A 16,280-nucleotide genomic window follows, 5' to 3' on the forward strand; every position below is an offset into this window, starting at 1 on the left:
CCCAGACGCTCTCGGGTGCTGGGAAACCAGTCTCGAAGCCCCCAGCCACCCCGCCCGACCTGGCGACTCGAAGCCGCGCCGTCAAAAGGACATCAGTGCTGGCCACTTACATCCGGAACATCGGGCCCTTCCGGTTCCTGGTGGCTCTCCTCGCCACGTCGGTCATCACGTTCAACCTCGTCACGCTCGACTTCCAGTTCGCCGACCAGATCTCGAGCGTCGTCGCCGCCCTCCTCGCCGTCCTGTCCCTCGGTGGACTCGGCAACCCGTCACCGAAGCTGACGATCGAGGAGGGCATCCGGAAGATCGCGGAGGAGGTCCGCGACGTCTGGAAGGAGCAGGAGCGGAAGCGCGGCCTGAGCGACACGTCGTTCATACCGCTCCGGGTGAAGATCATCTCCGGGCTCGACGCGAGGCACGGCGAGGTCTCCGCGTTCCTGGCGACCCCGGCGAAGTCGCCACTGTGGAACCTCGAGGACATGCGCCGGTCGTGTGCGGCTGTGGTCTACCGGTCCGACGTCCGCCGGGTCGTCATCTTCGGCGAGGAGGGCACCGGGAAGTCCACGCTCGCGGTCGCCCTCACGCTCGGACTGATCGAGCGCTACTTCACGAAGCGCGGCGACCTCGTCCCCCTCTGCTTGTCGCTCAACTCCTGGGATGCCCGCCGGGACTCCTTCGAGGACTGGCTCAACCGCCGGCTCGAGACCACCTACCCGATCCTGCGGTCCTTCCGTCGTGGTCCGGACGGGATCGCGCGGACGCTCACCAACTCTGAACAGTTCGTGTTCGTGCTCGACAGCCTCGACGAGATCGCCGACGGCAGCGACGTCACAGGTGCCCTCCAGCGGATCGAGGAGTTCTTCCCGGAGCGCCAGCGTCTCTGCATCCTGGCCCGGGACCACATCTACGAGAGAGTGCGGCTGCGCAACACGGCGAAGCTGCGTCTGTGCCGATCGACACGGGACGACGTCCGGCGCTATCTCGGGGCGCTCTCGGCGCGGGACCAGGCAGACGGCGGTCTCGACGCACTCCGCGCGGCGATCCGATCCGGTCGCGCGGCGCATCGCTCGGCGATCGTGAGGGTGCTGCGGACACCGCTGTACCTGCGCTCGGCGTACAACGCGATCATCGACGAGAACGTCACCGCGCACGAGTTGCTGGACACCGCCGAGCAGGGCGGCGAGAGGGGCCTGAAGGAGCGCCTGCTGGCGGCCGAGGTGGATCGGGCCTTCACCAGGGCACCGATCCTGCAGAAGCCCCGGGCCCTGTACTGGTTGATGTACATGGCGCGGGACATGGAGCGTAGGAACTACGTCTCGTACGCGTGGTGGCGGGTGGGCGACGCGATACCGCGAGCAGCGCTGGCAGCAATGGCCGCGAGCCTGATCGCGCCGGCATATCTCCTGGCGATCGTCATGCCCGTCGGGCTCACCCGTGGACTCGCGATCGGCGCAGGCACCGGCGCGATCCTGGGGATTCTCCGGGGCTACCCGGTCGGCCTGCGTCACGTCGCCGTCGCGGCACCGATCGCCTGGGTCGAGGTGTTCATCCTCGCCGTGCTGGTCCATCCGCCGGTCCAGGCCGTGGCTGATGCGACGCAGCTGGCCGTGGCGATCGGGCTGGTCCTGCTGCTGAAGGAACGGTTGGTGGTCGACAGGCCGACGGTTGCCGCGCTGACGGCCGTCGGGATCGCCGCGGTCACCGCCCTGGTCGTCTCGGTGGTGAGCCAGGTCACGGGCCTCCAGGACCAGTACCGGAGCCCGCCGGACATCGTCATCGGCGTCCTGTTCGGCATCGGCATCGCCGTCATCGCCGCACGCCTGCTCATCGAGCGCCCACGCACCCAGATGCGGGCCTCACGAATCCGGCTGACCCCCGCCCCGCGCATCACCTCACCGATCTGGCCGATCCTCGCCGCCGTACTGCCGGCGAGCCTGATCGGGGTGGGCGGAGGCATCGGCGGCACAATCCGGTACGGCCAGGAGTACGGCCTCAGCCTGATGTACTTCTTCGGTCTCACCATCGGGGTCCCGGTCGGCCTGATCGGCGGACTCGTCAAATGGCTCAGCCTGCCGCTCGCTGCCGGCAGTCCGCTGGAGGGATCGTCGCCGTCGTCGGTGGAGGGGGCCCCGCTCAGAAGCGATCGGATCGTCGCACTCCTGAGCATCGTAAGCCTTGCGACCGCGGCCACGGGAACGATCGCGATCGCCATCAGCTACCTGACCGGGCCGCTGGCGGTCATCCATGCCGTCAACTCGCCCGGCTTCTCTCTCGAACCAGCTCAGGGAATCCTGTACGGACTCACCATGGGCGTGATCGTGGCGTGTTTCTTCACGGCCTGGCCGACGTATTTCATCGCCCACATGTGGCTGCTCTGTCTGGGCCGCCGGTATCCGTTGCAGCACCAGACGTTCCTCGACGCGCTGGTCAATGCGAACCTGATGCGGAACGAAGGACCATTGCTCTACTTCCGGCACCGGGAACTGCAGTCCTACCTCGGGCGGACCACCCGGACGGTCAACCCGGCAGTTGCCGCTGATCAAGAGGCCGGATCTTCTGCGACGTCCAGTACTCCTCCAGCGAGGAGATCCGTCCGTCCTCGAACGTGAGGAGCGCGACCTCCATGATGCGCTTGCGGAAGCTGTCGTCGCGATCGTCGAACTCGGCCTCCCACTTGACCGTCACACGACCTGTCTCCTGATCCACCGAGGTCAGGAGGTGTCTGCACGTGATGTTGTCCTGCGACTCGACGACCTTCTTCTGCCAGTAGCTGCGGATGCTCGCGACACCGAGCATGGGCTCCGCGTAGCCGCCCTCCTGGTAGGTCGCGTCCTCGGTGAAGATCCCCGGGATCAGGTCCGGATCCTGTTCGGCCCACGCGCGCAGGTACTCGGCGACGACCTGATCGATGTGAACCTTGGACAACTCCACGAACATCCCCTGCTACATCGAGTCGCAATGGATTGCCACCCGGCGAGGACGCGAGCGTAGCCCGACCGGAGCGTGGATGGTACGAGGCTGCCCGCGCGCGGCGGGCTCGGGGCCGGTCGGCAGCTCCGACTGCGGCGGGCCCGATCTCCCCGCGTCGGCGCCCGGTCGGCACGGAGCCCGGCGCCCGCCGAAGGGCGCCCGGCTCGCCTCCCACGTTTGCCATGACCTCTGCCGGCGCCCTCCCGCTCGCCCCGCAGGCGAGGCCGATACGGTCACGATGATCAATTCACCCAAACCTTACGAAACTCGACCACTAGCGGCGACCGGCGAACGACGACCGGTGAACCCCGAACGGCGAACAAGACGCGATGACGAAGTCGACCCAGATCATGCTCGCAGCGCTGACCGTGGGGCTCTGTCTCCTCGTGCCGGTGCCGGGCGTCCTTGCTCAGGAGTCGCCTGGCCAGGCCCAGCTCGCGCCGACGATGCTCGTGCTCGACGCGTCGGGCTCGATGACGGGCGCGGATCCTTCCGGCGGTACCAAGATGGAGGCCGCCAAGCGGGCCGTCCACACGCTCGTGGACGCCACCCCGGCCGGCGCATCGGTCGGGCTCGCCGCCTACGGCACCTCCACCGGCAACTCCACCGCCGAACGCGAACAGGGCTGCCGGGACGTGACGGTCCTGCGCGAGGCCGGCCCGATCGACAAGGCGGCTCTCGGTGCAGCCGTCGACGGCCTCACCCCGCGAGGCTTCACTCCCATCGGACGGGCACTGCAGGTGGCGGCGGAGTCCCTGCCCCAAGAAGGCCCCCGCTCGATCGTGCTCGTCTCCGACGGCGAGGACACGTGCGCACCCCCGCAGCCGTGCGAGGTCGTGCGGACACTCGCCGGGCAGGGCGTGGACCTCGTCGTGCACACCGTCGGGTTCGGCGTCGACCGCGTCGCCCGCGCCCAGCTGAGCTGCGTCGCCCAGGCGACCGGCGGCACCTACAGCGACGCACCCGACGCCGAGACGCTGCAGCGGGTGCTGCCCCGGGTCACCGCCACCGCGTTGCGCAACTACCAGCCGGCGGGTAGCCCCATCACCGGAAGCCCTGGTTACGACACCGCGCCGGTGGCGCTGCCGGGGCAGTACCTCGACACCATCGGCCAGAAGGAGAAGCGCTTCTACGCCGTCGACGTGCCGCAGGGAGCCACCGCCTACGTCAGCGCGACCGTCTCCTACCCGCCGCTGCGCGACGTTCCGCGGACCGACGACAACAACGCGCTGCACCTGGACGTGCACGGCATCGACGGTTCCGACTGCCTCAAGTCCGAGGTGGCGCAGTCCCTGCGTTCCAGTGACGGGGAGGCCCTGACGGTCGCCTCGACGTGGAACGGGGCGACCGAGGTCCGCAACGGGTCCGGCGACGACCGGTGCCAGGGCGGCGGGCGCTACTACTTCGCCGTCGAATGGCACACGGTGTCCGTCGGTGTCCCGGAGCGCATGCCGATCGAGTTGCTCGTCGGCGTCGAGCCCGCAGCGGTCGACACGGGGCCCGTCGCCGTCCTGCCGCCCGCAGAGCTGGTTGCGGCCACCGGCCCGGGCACGCCGGTGGTCGGCGGCGGATCCTTCAACGTGGCAGGCACCCTCGACGCCTCCGGCACCTACACCGACGCGCTTCAACGCAGCGAGTTCGTCTTCTACCGCGTGAAGCTGCAGTGGGGCCAGGGCCTCGCCTACCGCGTGCACTTCGGCGAGACACCCGGCTCCGGCCTCGCCAACATCTCACCGCTGTCGACGACGCTCTACACCCCGTTCCGGGAGGAGATCGCCTCGGAACGCATGGTCTACACCGGCAAGGACTTCACGCTGCCGACGATCTCCACAGCCCCGGTGCGCTACAACAACAGGGCCGCCGACGCGACCACGGTACGCACGCAGAGCGTCGCAGGCTGGTACTACATCGCCGTTCAGGTCGGCCCCGTCGCCGACGACACCCGCTCCGCCGCTCCCGTTCCCGTGCGGTTGGACGTCTCCGTCACCGGAACCGCCGAACCCGGCCCCCGCTACGACCCCGCCTCCGGCGACGCAGCGGCGGGACCATTCGGCGAGAACCGGTCCCCGGCTCCCGCTGCGCCGCAGGAACCGGTTGCCGCGCCCGTCGACACCGCCACCCACCTCGCGATCTCGCCCGTGGGGTGGATCGCCGCCGGCGCCGTGCTCGTCGCGGCGCTGGTGGGCGGCGCATTCGCCCTCCGACGGCTCCGGAGGGCGGGCTCCGATTCGTCCGACCACCAGCCACCACGGGGTCAGTGACGGTCGGCGCCGTCCGGAGGGTCCGAGGCGGGTCCCCCCAGCTCAGTCCTCCGCAGGCGCCGACGTGCCGGCGACGTGCTCGCTGATCCAGTCCGTGAGCACGTCCGCCCGGGCCGTCGTCTCCTCGGAGCTGTGGGGGCAGGTAGGCCCGGAGATCTCCGTGGCGACGAGCTCCGGCTCCCCGTCGACCTGGGTGAAGAACGGCGCCCCGGAGTCGAAGGCGCAGGCGCTGGTCAGCAGGTGCGGGCCGGTCGCCTCGATGAACAGCTCGGCGTCGGTGACGCGGGTGACGACGAACTCCGCGGTCTGCAGCTGGTCGGGCCGGTGGGTCAGGTCGGCGACACCGTCCGCCGAACCCCAGCCTGCCAGCCGGACGGCGTCCCCCGACTCCGGCCGTTCTGTCCGGATCGCGAGCGGCTCGATCGACTCGACCGGTTTCGCCAGCTCGGCGAGCGCGACGTCGACCCCCGGGTGCTGGACGATGTCGACGACCTCGACGGTCGTTCCCCCGGAGCCCGACAACGTGTCCCGCCCCAGCGTCACCGTGATCGGGTAGCGAGGCGGGCCGCTGACCCGGGTGCGGTCGCCGTCGTGGGCGCAGTGGCCCGCGGTGACGACCCACTTCGGAGCGATCAACGCGCCGGAGCACGCGCTGCTGTACTCGGTGCCGTCGGCGCGGACGATCTTCGGCATGGAGAGCACGGCGACGAAGGGGTAGGCGCCCTCGGGCGCGTCCTCGCCGTGCGCGATCGCAAAGGCCGGAACGGTGGTGGTCACGATCACCGCGGCGGCCGCCGCTCCGGCCACGGCGAGCGCGGCCACGTACTTCCTCAAGGACAAGACAGGTTCCTTCCCGGTTCAGTGGCCCCGTCGCGCTGTCGGGGAGCGTGCGCGGCGGATCTGTGGTCACGATGGATCGAGTCCGCGCGTCGAGAGGTGAAGCCGGTGTCGGCCGCATGATCGCCGGTGGATCATGCCAGGCCGTACGACCGTGTCGGCGGTGGCGTTCAGGGCTTGCGACCCCAGGCCGAGACCATGGGTGAGGTGGCGAGGTCGGGGACGCGTCCGGTGTCGATGTTGTCGAGGTGCTGGTCGATCTCGGCGGCGGTGGCGATGCCCGCACTGATCAGCCGGTCGCGGATCTGCTCCACGGTGGCGCGCTCGAGCGCGGTGCAGGCCGGTGCGGTGATCGGGAAGTAGGCATCGGCGGCGACGTCGACCAGTCCGTGGTCACGCAGTAGCCGGGGCAGGGTGCGGCCGTAGGTCAGGTCGGCATCACGGCCGGCCATCAACGTCCGGAAGCCGGTGCGGAGCCGGTTGGCCAGCTGTTGTGCCGGGCCGTGGTCGTCGGGGCAGATCAGCGGCTGCAGGCCGGGGTCGGCCTCCTCCAGGAGGAGCCGGCCACCCGGGCGCAGGGCGGCAACCATCGAGGTGAGGGCGGCCTGTCGGTGAGGAACGTGGGTCAGCACCAGCCGGGCGTGCACGAGGTCGAGGTCGGTCGCCGGCGGGTCCTCGGTGCCGACGTCATGGCGGAGCACGAGCACCTGGTCGGTCGCGGGGCCGCCCAGCCAGGAGGTGTCGATGTCGGTGGCCACGACCATGCCGGTGGGACCGACCTGCTCGGCCAGCCAGTGCGGGACCGACCTGCCGCCGGCACCGACCTCCCAGCACCGCCAGCCGGCGCCGACGCCCAGATCGCGCAGGTGGCGGAAGGTGGACGGATCGAACAGGGTCGCCAACGCCTCCAACCGCGCGCCGGCCTGGGTCTGCTGGTTGCTCAACAGGTAGCCCTCATCCGCGCCCACGGGCAGATTGTTTCTCTCCCCAGGGCGGCCGGCCACAGCGCCTGGATCGAGCTGAGCTCTCCGCCCTCAGCGCATGCGATCGACCGCTTCATCGGTGGACAGCACCTCATGGGCGAAGAACCGGTAGTTGACGATCGCGGCTTCATAGCCGTCACCCCAGACCGGATGCCGGGGCCCAGCGGTCGCATCCTTGAGCATGGCAACCTCGAAGCCCTGCTCGATGAACTCGCGCATATGGGATTCGACGCACATGTTGGCCAACATGCCTCCAAGGAGGATCTTGCCGATCCCTCGCTTGCGCAGTTGCAGGATCACGTCGTTGGTCTGCGGTCCGAACACCTTGTGCGGACTGGCCACGATCGTCTTACCATCGTCGATATAGCGCTTGAAGCGATCCAGCCAGTCCGCGCCGGAGTTCGAGAAACCCGTCAGATCGAGCGGCCCGCTCCGGGCGAATGTATGGGTCTCGAACTCAGCGGTCTCGAGTGGCCCGTTCATCAGCCAGCCACTGTCGGTGGGGTAGAAATAGTGAGGTGAGATGAACACCTCATATCCACGAGACTTGGCCACCTCGAACGTCCGCTCCATGTTCTCGACCGTCTTGTTCTCGGTGACGCTCGCGCCGACCGCCCCCCAGTTTGCTCCGTCCTCGCTCAGAACGTCGTTCTGCGGGTCGATGAACACCACCGCAGTATCGCCCTTCCGGATGTCCATCTTCGCTACTCCTAAGATCTTCTGCCAGGATCGGAATGACAGTTGACGCTACGCGCCGGAAAAGTTGGCGTCGAGCACTCGACGCCGATGGTCGCGGTCCAGGTGGAGAGAACCGGGCTCGCCCAGACCGGCAACACGGCGACGGCGGGGTCCGGTGATGCCGCGGTCGACACCGCTGATCGAACCGACATCTCGAACAACCGCGCCTGATCGAACATCAGGACGGGACGGCGACGATCAACTTGTCACGGATATCGTTCAGGCAGCGCAGCCGGCCGAGGCCATGGTTCGGCCGAGGAATCCTCGAATGTATCCGACGGCGGTGTCGAGCGCGCTTTCCAGCAGGAAGTGGCCGCCGTCGATGAGGTGGATCTCCGCATCGGGGAGGTCGCGGGCGAAGGCCGTGGCGCCGGCCGGGCCGAAGATCTCGTCGCCCGAACCCCAGATCGCCAGCAGGGGGACCTGGCTGGTGCGGAAGTACTCATGGACGGCGGGGTAGAGCGGCGGGTTGGTGGCGTAGTCGCGGAACAGGGCGAGCTGGATCTCGTCGTTGCCCGGACGGCTCACCTCGGCGTGGTCGAGGGTCCAGGTGTCGGGGTCGAGGAGGTCAGGCTCGCGCACCCCGGTGACGTACTGCCAGCGGATGGCCTCGAGGTCGAGCGCCCCGCGGACCCCACCTTCGGTGTCGGGGCCGGGCGCCTGGGTGTAGGCCCACACGCCGGCCCAGAAGGACGGGACGAAGCCGTCGTCGTAGGCGTTGCCGTTCTGGCTGATGATCGCCTGCACCGCGGCGGGGCGCCGCAGCGCCAGGCGCCAGCCGATGGGCGCGCCGTAGTCCTGCACGTACATCGCGAACCGGTCGACCCCCAGCTGGTCGAGCAGGCCCTGGGTGATGTCGGTGAGGGCATCGAAGGTGTAGTCGAACTCGGCGGGTGTCGGGGTGGCGGACTGCCCGAACCCGATGTGGTCCGGGGCGATGACGTGGTAGCGGTCGGCGAGTGCCGGAATCAGCTGGCGGAACATGCGTGAGCTGGTCGGGAAGCCGTGCAGGAGCAGCACGACCGGGGCGCCCACCGGGCCGGCCTCCCGGTAGAAGACCCGCTGCCCGTCCACGGTCACCGTGCGGTGGTGAACCTCGACCATGACTAACTCCATTCACTGACTTGACCGGTTAGAGGGACGGCGCCATCAGACACTGCGACAGCTAACTTGTCAAGCTTGCCAATATGGTTAGTATGGCGCCATGTCGGACGTAGCGGCACCCGAGGACGAGGTCCTGCTCCTGGACCTGCTCAACAGCACTCCGGTCGCCGACGGCGGGCAGCTCGACCTGCTGACCACCGGCGGGGAGGCATGGGCGCGCGCACACGGCGGGGTCGGGTCGGCCGAGGAGGTGTCCCACCTGCGGCAGGTCCGCGACGGCTTGCAGGCCGTCGTCCGGGGCACGGAGCCGGCGGACGCGCTGACGCCGCTGCTCGCCGGCGTGCGCCTGCGCCCGGAGGTCACACCGAACGGGCTCGCCTGGTCCCTCGACGTCGAGGAGACCCGGCGCCCGGCCGCGCGCGCCCTCCTGGCATGGGGCCGGGTCCAGGAGGAGATGCCCGGCCGCCTGCGGGCGTGTGCCAACGACGAGTGCCGGCTGTTCCTGCTCGACCGCAGCAGGCCGAACACGGCCCGATGGTGCTCGATGAAGACCTGCGGGAACCGGCTGAAGGCGCGGCGTCATTACCAGCGCACCCGACCCACGGACTGAGCCCTGCGCTCAGCGCAGCGTCACCTCGTCCCCGACACGCACGGCGCCGGCCCGCACGACCGTGGCGTAGCACCCGGCGCACGGGACGACCCCGGTCCCGGGAACGTCGACCCGGTTCGCCGTCATCAGCGTTCGCACGGCCTGCGGGGCCCGTGGGAGAGGTCCGTGCTCGAGAGTGGGCACCGCGCACCGCGGGGTCGGCTTCGCCACCTGCAGCACGATCCCCGCGTCACCTTGACCACCGATGTGGACCTCGCGGCCGACCCAGTCGTTCTCGACGAACGCGGGCGTGCCGGGAGGCGTCTCCACCACCAGGTTGGGGCGGTAGCGGACACCTTCCACACCGACCGCGTCCAGTGTCGCGCTGGTGATCAGGTGCACCGGCGCGCTGTCCACGAACGACGCCCCGGGCGAGCCTCGGCCGATGTCAGGACCGCAGCGTGCACGTCCGCGTCGACGCCACGGTCGAGCACGTCCTCAGGAGCCGGACGTTCGACCGTGGCACCCTCGGGCCGCTCCGAGGCGACCCGGACGGCCCGGCCGAGACCGCGCGACAGCATCCCGTCCACGCCGGGGGCGGTGGCGTCGAGCGTCCACCCGGCAGGCGACACGATCTCCACCCGGCCGTCACGCACGGCGGCCGAGTACATGAGCAGGTCCCGCCAGAGACGCGGGTGCTTGGCCGACGCGACCCTCCCGGTCGTGCTGTCGATCAGGGCGAGGCCCCGGTCGTGCGCCAGCCCGGCCGCATCCACGTCGACCTCGTCGATGCGCTCCCCCAGCATGGACTTCACGGGGTAGCGCCACATGGCCAGAATCCGCATCTCGGCTCGTCTCCGTCGGGTCTCGCGCGGCCCGTCCCACCACTACGCGCCGCCCTGTCAGCATCGACGGAAGCAGGGCGGAACTAACCTGTCAACTACCACTTAAAGGTTACTGCTGTGACGGTGGCGACCCGAGGCGGCCCAGGCCCAGCACCCGCTGCGCGTTGCCGTGGGCGATCTTCGCCTTGCCAGCGGGAGCGAACGGCAGCTGCTGCAGGAACTCCACGGCAGGCTCGACGCCCTCGCGCCGGTGCTGCCGGACCTGCCCCGCGCCATCCTGCGCCTGCGCCTCGGCATGCTGATCGGCACGGTCATCGCGTACTCGGTGGGCGTGGTGCGGCTGGAGTCGCTCGATGAGGGCACCGAGCTGAAGGAGCTGCTCGCCTTCGTCACCGCGGGCTTGGTCGCCTGAGGAGCGTGACCGGCTACCTCGCGGCCGGAGCGGCGGTGGGAAGGTCCCGGTCGCGGCGGATCGGGCCGGCGAGCAGGAACCCGATGCTGGCGGCCAGGCCGACGGACGAGATCCAGACGGTCGTGCGCGTTCCCAGCGCAGCGCCGAGCGCGCCACCACCCAGTGCACCGATCGGGATGGCGCCGTAGTTGAGCAGCTGCATGGCCGACACCGCACGCCCGAGCAGGTGGCGTGGGCAGTACGCCTGACGCCACGCGGACTTGATGACGTTGACCGCGACGACCCCGGCGCCGTTGACGAAGCTCCCGACGACGAACAGCGCGAGCAGAGGGCCGCGCTGGGCCAGCGGGATCATCAGGCCGGCCAGGGCGCTGACGACCTCGATGATCAGCATGCCGCGCGCGGTCCCGAAGCGTCGTGAGATCACCCCGGCGACCAGTGCGCCTGCGACCCCGCCGACGCCGGCGATCGCGACGAGCACCCCGACGATCCCCGGGCCGACGCCGACCTCGTCGAGCAGGAACACCACCTGGATGGCCGCGTAGACCATGTACGTCATGTTCAACGACGCCCCGAACAACGTGAGCGCGCGCAGATACGGGTCGCCGAACACGAACCGCAGACCCTCGCCGACATCCGCCGCCAGGCCGGCGACTCCCCCGGCCCGCGGTCGCTGCTCGACCGGGGGCTCGCGAAACCGGATCAGCAGCAGGCAGACCGCCGAGAACACGAACGTCGCCGCGTCGACCAGCAGGCCGACGACCGCGCCGACAGCCGCAGCGAGTCCACCGGCGATGGACGGGCCGACCACGAGCGAGGACGCGCTGCTGGTCTGCAGCGCCGCGTTGCCCTCGGGCAGGTCGGCCGGGTCGAGCAACGAGGGCAGGTAGGCCTCGTAGGCGGTCTCGAACGCGACGCGGGCAGCCCCCGAGACCAGCGCGACGACCACCATCTGCACCAGGCTCAGCACCCCGAGCCAGGCCGCGATCGGGACACTGGCGAAGGCCAGCATCGAGACGACGTCGGCGCCGAGCATCACCGGGCGACGGATCACCCGGTCGACCCACACCCCGGCAGGCAGCCCGACCAGCAACCACGGCAACCACACCGCGGCAGTGATCACCCCCACGGCGAACGGCCCCGCCCCCAGCTGCTCGACCGCGACCAGGGGGAGGGCGACCGTCGAGATCGCGCTCCCGACGAGGCTGGCCGTCTCCCCCACCCAGAGCAGCCGGAAGTCGCGATGCCGTCCCAGCAGCCTCCCACGCACCCGCGGATGATCTCAGTCGGAGCCGGTCCCAGGATCTGGAGGTGGCGCCACGTCGGCCAGAGCAGCGATCATCCTCGAACCGGTAGCCGGTCACTCCTGGGCGAGCTTGCTGACCGCCTCCCACTGCGACCACTCAGCCAGGCGCCGTTCGTAGATGCCTCGGGCGATGTCAAGCGCTTCTGCACCGAAGATCACCCGTAGCGGGGGGCGCGGGCTGTCCACGACCTCCAGCAGCGCCGCAGCCGCCCGCTCGGGCGACCCCGACACCCGACCTCCACGCCGTGCGGCCGCTGCGGCGCGGACGGGCTCGTACTCGGGAAGCTGAGATGAGTGGCGGGAGGATGCTCCCGCCCAGTCGGTCCCGAATCCGCCCGGTTCGACGATGGTCACCGCGATCCCGAAAGGCGCGACCTCCAGGGCGAGCGACTCCGAGATCGCCTCCAGCGCCCACTTCGACGCATGGTAGGCGCCGAGGTTCGCGAAAGCGCCGATTCCGCCGAGACTGGAGATCTGGATGATGCGCCCACCACCCTGCTCCCGCATGATCGGGACAGCGGCCTGGCTCGTCCACAGTGCTCCGAAGAAGTTGGTGTCCAGCTGCGCCCTGACGTCGGCCTCCGTCAGCTCCTCGACCGCACCGAACTGCCCGTAGCCTGCGTTGTTGACCAGCACGTCGATGCCCCCGAGCCAGGCCGCGGCCCTGGCGACCACGGCACCGGCGTGTTCACGGTCGGTGACGTTGAGAGCGTGGACGGACAGGCGGTCCCCGTGGGCTTCGCGCATGTCGTCGAGGGCGGACGTGTCCCGAACGGTCGCGGCGACGGCGTCGCCGCGACCGAGCGCTGCGGCTGCGAAGGCACGTCCCAGGCCGCGTCCCGCGCCGGTGATGAGCCATCTGGTGGTCATGCCGCGCTTCCCTTCGAGTCGGCGTGGTGGTCGAGAACCGTCGCCGACCGTGCAACTAGCCCTACCCTGCCTCCCGCGGCAGAGAACCGCCGCGCCACCGACATACCGATGCCCGGGCGTGCGCCGACGACGATCGTCGCCGTGGGTCGTTCCCGTGTGTCCGTCATGTCGTCCACGGTCCCGGAGCCGACCGCTCAGTGGGACGCCGCCGTTCTCCTAGGTGTGCGGCACCCACACAGGGGTAGAACGGGACCATGTCCTCGCCTCTGGGCGGATTCCTGACCCTTCGCCGCTCTCGCGTGCAACCGCACGACGTCGGGCTGAGGAGCAACGATCGCCGTCGCGTCCCTGGGCTCCGACGCGAAGAGGTCGCATTGCTGGCGGGCGTCAGCGTCGACTACTACGTGCGACTGGAGCAAGGACGTGAGCAGTCGCCGTCACCGCAGGTCGCGCAGGCAATCGGTCGCGCGCTGCGTCTCGATGAACACGGCCTCGCGCACCTCTACCGCCTCGCCGGGCTCACACCCCTGCGCACCGCGAGCACCGCCTCGGCCGTCGACCCGCAGCTGGCCGCCCTGATCGACGAATGGCCCGAACACCCCGCGATCGTTCTCGGCCACGCCTTCGACGTGATCGCGACGAACTCCCTCGGGGAAGCGCTGTTCCTCGGGTTCCCCAGCACCCGCAACCTCCTCGAGTCGACGTTCCTCGAGCCGGCGACCCGCGCGCTCTACACCGACTGGGAGATCGTGGCCACGAGCAGTGTCGCCGGATTCCGCCTCCTGGAGGCGGCCCAACCCGACGACCCTCGCATCAGGCAGGTGCGCGACGGGCTCCTCGCCTCGGACACCGAGTTCGCCGCGATGTGGACGGACCACGAGGTGCGCGGGCGGCGGATGACCACGAAGCGCTTCCGCCACCCGGTCGCAGGCGACCTCGAACTCCACATCCAGACTTTCGACGTCCGCTCCGCCCCGGGACAGGAACTCGTGATCTATCGGGCAGAGCCGGGCTCGCCCTCTGCGTCCGCTCTGGGGAAGCTGCGAGACTGAACCGGCGGGCGGCGGGAGAACGCCGGAGCTCGCTCCCGGCGGAACCCGACGCCGACGAGGTAAGCCCCCACCGCCGCGACGATGGGCAACCGCTGTGCCGCGGTGAGGATCCGGCCGGGCGGGCCGGCGTGCGCTCCACTCCGGACCGGGCCGGCCAGGTCGGCGTGCATGATCCGTTGAAGGGCTTGGACCAGCAGCAGCAGTAGCAACCGGCGGCGCCGCACCCTGGCGAGGTCCGTGCTGCGCACGGCACCGCGGCGCAGTGGCCCGGCCAGCAGGGTCGCGGTCGCGACGGTGTCCTGGACCGCCAGGTTGATCCCCATCCCGCCCACCGGCGACATCGCGTGTGCGGCGTCGCCGATGCACAGCAGCCCGTCGACGTGCCAGCGTCGCAGCCGGTTGAGCTGCACATCGAGGTGTTTGACGTCGTCCATCGAGGCCAGCTCGCCGACCCGGTCGGCGTACTCGGGCAGGAGCTCGGCGATGTCGGCCCGGAAGGCGGTGATGCCGCGGGCGCGGAGCTGCGCGTCGGTGCCCTTGCGGGCGACGTAGCCGACCTGGAAGTAGCCCTCCCGCGGGATGACGATGGCGAACCGTCCCCGACCGGGCCTGCGGGTCAGCGCGCCGACCTGCTCACCCATCTGGCGGGACAGCGGGAACCACCAGGTGTCGAACGGGACGTCGAACGCGGTCACCGGCAGGCGGGCCGCGGCGCGCAGGACGGAGTCGCGACCGTCGCAGGCCACCGTGAGGTCGGCCCGGATCTCGCCGTCGGCGGGCTCGCCGGTGCCAGTCGTCGTGCGGTGGCGGACGCCGACGACCCGGCCGTGCTCCCGGACGAGCGAGGTCGCCGTGACCCCCTGTCGCAGCCGGAACGTCGGCTCCGCCGCTGCGGCGCCGGCGAGCAGGTCGAGCAGATCCCACTGCGGGACGATGGTCACGTACGGGTGCCGCACACCCCACCGGCGGAGCGCAGCGAAGTCGCCGATCCGCTGCGTCCCGCCGCGCCCGTCGGGCAGCACGACGTCGGTGACCCGCGACTGCGGCAGCCGCGCGAACCGCTCGCCCAGTCCCAGGTCGTCGAGCAGGTCGAGGGTCGCGGGGTGGACGGTGTCGCCGCGGAAGTCGTGCAGGAAGTCCCCGTGCTTCCCAGCACCGTGACCTCCACCCCGGCCCTGGCCAGCAGCAGCCCCAGCACCATCCCGGCGGGACCGCCACCGACGAAGCAGCACGTCGTCCGCTCCACCGGGGCGGCAATGCCCTGAGTGCCGTCGGGCGAGACCCCCCGGCCCGCCGAGGACGGCTCCCAGGCCACTGCCTTCACATCGATCACAGCCGGTACTACTCCTGCACTCATCACGTGGCCCGCCTGAGACGCCCGCCGTCCCGGTGAACTCGGCGCGGCAGGTCAGGGAGCGCCCGGCCACCGCGGTCATCCGATGAGGACCAGCGTCGCCCTGGGCGGCGGCGCGACACATCGTGCTCAGGTGCCCAATCCCGATGACGACTTTCGGTGGAGGACGCCATCCTCAAGACCGGTCGGGTCGGATCGGCTTCTGCGACTGGCAGGTGGTGATGCGGGGAAGCTGGGCCTTCGACGTGTCGTACACGATCGCCACCTCGCTGGCGGTGGCGGACCGGCGCGACTGGGAGCGCGAACTGCTCGCCTTCTACGTGGAGAAGCTCGCCGTGGCGGGCGGCACGGCGCCGGACTCCGACACCGCCTGGCTCTCCTACCGGCAGCAGATGTACTGGTCCTACTTCGGGTGGCTGCTCTCCATCGGCCGGAGCGCGATCCAGCCGAAGTTCCAGCCCGCGCGCGCCTCGAACGCCCTCCTGGACCTCGACACGCTCGGCGCGGTCACGGGGACGTTCCGTGACGACACTCCCGACAGGTAGGGGTCCAACTCCGTTCGCACCACTACATGTAGGGTCAGCGCCGCTGATGGTTCCTCTCCAGCCGCAGGGTGGAGAGGGGGCGAGAGGGAATCCGGTGGGAGTCCGGGACTGCCCCGCAGCGGTGAGTGGGAACGACCGCCGTCATCGAGCACTGGGTGCGCCACACCTGGGAAGCGACGGCCAGTAGGAGCACCGGCAGGTGCACGCCCGCGAGTCCGAAGACCTGCCATCGGCGCGCGCACCACCGGTGCGCGCTGTCCGGGGTCCGCGCGGGACGGACCCGGGGCGGATGTCGCCGTGCCCTGTCCGGGCACGCCCCGTCCGCACCGGGATGCGTCTCCCTCGTGGCCTCGGGCTCGGTCGTCGAGCTCACGAGGAGAGCAGTGACCCCACCGGCCACCACCACGACAACCC

At 70.3% G+C, this 16,280-nt stretch carries 16 protein-coding genes, 1 pseudogene and 1 riboswitch; of the genes and pseudogenes, 7 read left to right on the forward strand and 10 right to left on the reverse strand.

Annotated features, from left to right (window positions below):
* The first annotated feature begins 95 nt into the window (after nt 1-95).
* The gene (locus tag HF577_RS06780) at nt 96-2,609 is read left to right on the forward strand and encodes an NACHT domain-containing protein (protein WP_169394868.1); all 2,514 of its coding nucleotides are present in this window, start codon (nt 96-98) and stop codon (nt 2,607-2,609) included.
* Here the strand turns inward: HF577_RS06780 and HF577_RS06785 are convergent.
* Nucleotides 2,518-2,931, reverse strand: a complete 414-nt coding sequence (locus HF577_RS06785) for a nuclear transport factor 2 family protein (protein WP_211173891.1) — start codon at nt 2,929-2,931, stop codon at nt 2,518-2,520. The two genes, HF577_RS06780 and HF577_RS06785, sit on opposite strands and share 92 nt — an antisense overlap.
* Nucleotides 2,932-3,299: 368 nt before the next feature.
* Here HF577_RS06785 and HF577_RS06790 point away from each other — a divergent pair, with 368 nt between their 5' ends.
* Nucleotides 3,300-5,231, forward strand: a complete 1,932-nt coding sequence (locus HF577_RS06790) for a vWA domain-containing protein (protein ID WP_169394870.1) — start codon at nt 3,300-3,302, stop codon at nt 5,229-5,231.
* 42 nt (nt 5,232-5,273) lie between these two features.
* Here the strand turns inward: HF577_RS06790 and HF577_RS06795 are convergent, their stop codons facing one another.
* The 3 genes from HF577_RS06795 to HF577_RS06805 form a co-directional block, all read right to left on the reverse strand.
* Nucleotides 5,274-6,071, reverse strand: coding sequence for a S1 family peptidase (locus HF577_RS06795; protein WP_169394871.1), 798 nt, complete (start codon nt 6,069-6,071; stop codon nt 5,274-5,276).
* A 167-nt stretch (nt 6,072-6,238) separates the two neighbouring features.
* Nucleotides 6,239-7,036 (reverse strand): methyltransferase domain-containing protein, encoded by a 798-nt coding sequence (locus tag HF577_RS06800; RefSeq protein ID WP_169394872.1) that lies wholly within the window; start codon nt 7,034-7,036, stop codon nt 6,239-6,241.
* A gap of 66 nt (nt 7,037-7,102) precedes the next feature.
* A complete protein-coding gene (locus HF577_RS06805) occupies nt 7,103-7,750 on the reverse strand; it encodes an isochorismatase family protein (protein WP_169394873.1) in 648 nt (215 codons plus the stop codon).
* 87 nt (nt 7,751-7,837) lie between these two features.
* Between HF577_RS06805 and HF577_RS39120 the strand changes: the two genes are divergently transcribed.
* Nucleotides 7,838-7,960 (forward strand): hypothetical protein, encoded by a 123-nt coding sequence (locus HF577_RS39120; RefSeq protein ID WP_281359674.1) that lies wholly within the window; start codon nt 7,838-7,840, stop codon nt 7,958-7,960.
* A gap of 48 nt (nt 7,961-8,008) precedes the next feature.
* On the opposite strand, the gene HF577_RS06810 is transcribed toward HF577_RS39120, so the two are convergent.
* Nucleotides 8,009-8,893: an alpha/beta fold hydrolase gene (locus tag HF577_RS06810; protein WP_169394874.1), complete on the reverse strand. Its 885-nt coding sequence runs from the start codon at nt 8,891-8,893 to the stop codon at nt 8,009-8,011.
* A 100-nt stretch (nt 8,894-8,993) separates the two neighbouring features.
* On the opposite strand from HF577_RS06810, the gene HF577_RS06815 reads away from it, so the two are divergent.
* Nucleotides 8,994-9,503 (forward strand): CGNR zinc finger domain-containing protein, encoded by a 510-nt coding sequence (locus tag HF577_RS06815; protein ID WP_169394875.1) that lies wholly within the window; start codon nt 8,994-8,996, stop codon nt 9,501-9,503.
* A 9-nt stretch (nt 9,504-9,512) separates the two neighbouring features.
* Here HF577_RS06815 and HF577_RS37955 read toward each other — a convergent pair whose 3' ends face one another.
* Both HF577_RS37955 and HF577_RS37960 read right to left on the reverse strand, forming a co-directional pair.
* Nucleotides 9,513-9,899, reverse strand: coding sequence for an MOSC domain-containing protein (locus HF577_RS37955; protein WP_312858978.1), 387 nt, complete (start codon nt 9,897-9,899; stop codon nt 9,513-9,515).
* Entirely contained in the window at nt 9,875-10,327 is a 453-nt protein-coding gene (locus HF577_RS37960; RefSeq protein ID WP_246265947.1) for an MOSC N-terminal beta barrel domain-containing protein, read from the reverse strand. Before HF577_RS37960 ends, HF577_RS37955 begins: the two co-directional genes overlap by 25 nt.
* Nucleotides 10,328-10,496: 169 nt before the next feature.
* On the opposite strand from HF577_RS37960, the gene HF577_RS06825 reads away from it, so the two are divergent.
* Nucleotides 10,497-10,739, forward strand: coding sequence for a hypothetical protein (locus HF577_RS06825; RefSeq protein ID WP_169394876.1), 243 nt, complete (start codon nt 10,497-10,499; stop codon nt 10,737-10,739).
* 13 nt (nt 10,740-10,752) lie between these two features.
* Here HF577_RS06825 and HF577_RS06830 read toward each other — a convergent pair whose 3' ends face one another.
* Together HF577_RS06830 and HF577_RS06835 are read right to left on the reverse strand one after the other, a co-directional pair.
* Entirely contained in the window at nt 10,753-12,009 is a 1,257-nt protein-coding gene (locus HF577_RS06830; protein WP_169394877.1) for an MFS transporter, read from the reverse strand.
* 90 nt (nt 12,010-12,099) lie between these two features.
* A complete protein-coding gene (locus HF577_RS06835) occupies nt 12,100-12,915 on the reverse strand; it encodes an SDR family NAD(P)-dependent oxidoreductase (RefSeq protein ID WP_169394878.1) in 816 nt (271 codons plus the stop codon).
* Between the two features lie 254 nt (nt 12,916-13,169).
* Here HF577_RS06835 and HF577_RS06840 point away from each other — a divergent pair, with 254 nt between their 5' ends.
* Complete coding sequence (locus HF577_RS06840) at nt 13,170-13,967, forward strand: helix-turn-helix domain-containing protein (protein WP_169394879.1); 798 nt, start codon at nt 13,170-13,172, stop codon at nt 13,965-13,967.
* On the opposite strand, the pseudogene HF577_RS06845 reads toward HF577_RS06840, so the two are convergent.
* Nucleotides 13,910-15,324, reverse strand: a pseudogene (locus HF577_RS06845) (FAD-dependent oxidoreductase). The gene HF577_RS06840 and the pseudogene HF577_RS06845 sit on opposite strands and share 58 nt — an antisense overlap.
* 143 nt (nt 15,325-15,467) lie before the next feature.
* Here HF577_RS06845 and HF577_RS06850 point away from each other — a divergent pair.
* Nucleotides 15,468-15,866, forward strand: a complete 399-nt coding sequence (locus HF577_RS06850) for a protein kinase family protein (RefSeq protein ID WP_169394880.1) — start codon at nt 15,468-15,470, stop codon at nt 15,864-15,866.
* Nucleotides 15,867-15,895: 29 nt separating this feature from the next.
* Nucleotides 15,896-16,111: riboswitch (cobalamin riboswitch) on the forward strand.
* Nucleotides 16,112-16,280 lie beyond the last annotated feature (169 nt).

This window comes from Pseudonocardia xinjiangensis (genome assembly GCF_012911925.1).
In the GTDB taxonomy this organism is placed as follows: Bacteria; Actinomycetota; Actinomycetes; order Mycobacteriales; family Pseudonocardiaceae; genus Pseudonocardia; species Pseudonocardia xinjiangensis.

Excerpts from the sequence above, each read along its gene's own strand:
- HF577_RS06790 (WP_169394870.1), top strand. The coding sequence starts at position 3,300 with ATGACGAAGTCGACCCAGATCATGCTCGCAGCGCTGACCGTGGGGCTC.
- HF577_RS06805 (WP_169394873.1), bottom strand. The coding sequence starts at position 7,750 with ATGGACATCCGGAAGGGCGATACTGCGGTGGTGTTCATCGACCCGCAG.
- HF577_RS39120 (WP_281359674.1), top strand. The coding sequence starts at position 7,838 with ATGGTCGCGGTCCAGGTGGAGAGAACCGGGCTCGCCCAGACCGGCAAC.
- HF577_RS06810 (WP_169394874.1), bottom strand. The coding sequence starts at position 8,893 with ATGGTCGAGGTTCACCACCGCACGGTGACCGTGGACGGGCAGCGGGTC.
- HF577_RS06815 (WP_169394875.1), top strand. The coding sequence starts at position 8,994 with ATGTCGGACGTAGCGGCACCCGAGGACGAGGTCCTGCTCCTGGACCTG.
- HF577_RS37960 (WP_246265947.1), bottom strand. The coding sequence starts at position 10,327 with ATGCGGATTCTGGCCATGTGGCGCTACCCCGTGAAGTCCATGCTGGGG.
- HF577_RS06835 (WP_169394878.1), bottom strand. The coding sequence starts at position 12,915 with ATGACCACCAGATGGCTCATCACCGGCGCGGGACGCGGCCTGGGACGT.
- HF577_RS06840 (WP_169394879.1), top strand. The coding sequence starts at position 13,170 with ATGTCCTCGCCTCTGGGCGGATTCCTGACCCTTCGCCGCTCTCGCGTG.
- HF577_RS06850 (WP_169394880.1), top strand. The coding sequence starts at position 15,468 with ATGACGACTTTCGGTGGAGGACGCCATCCTCAAGACCGGTCGGGTCGG.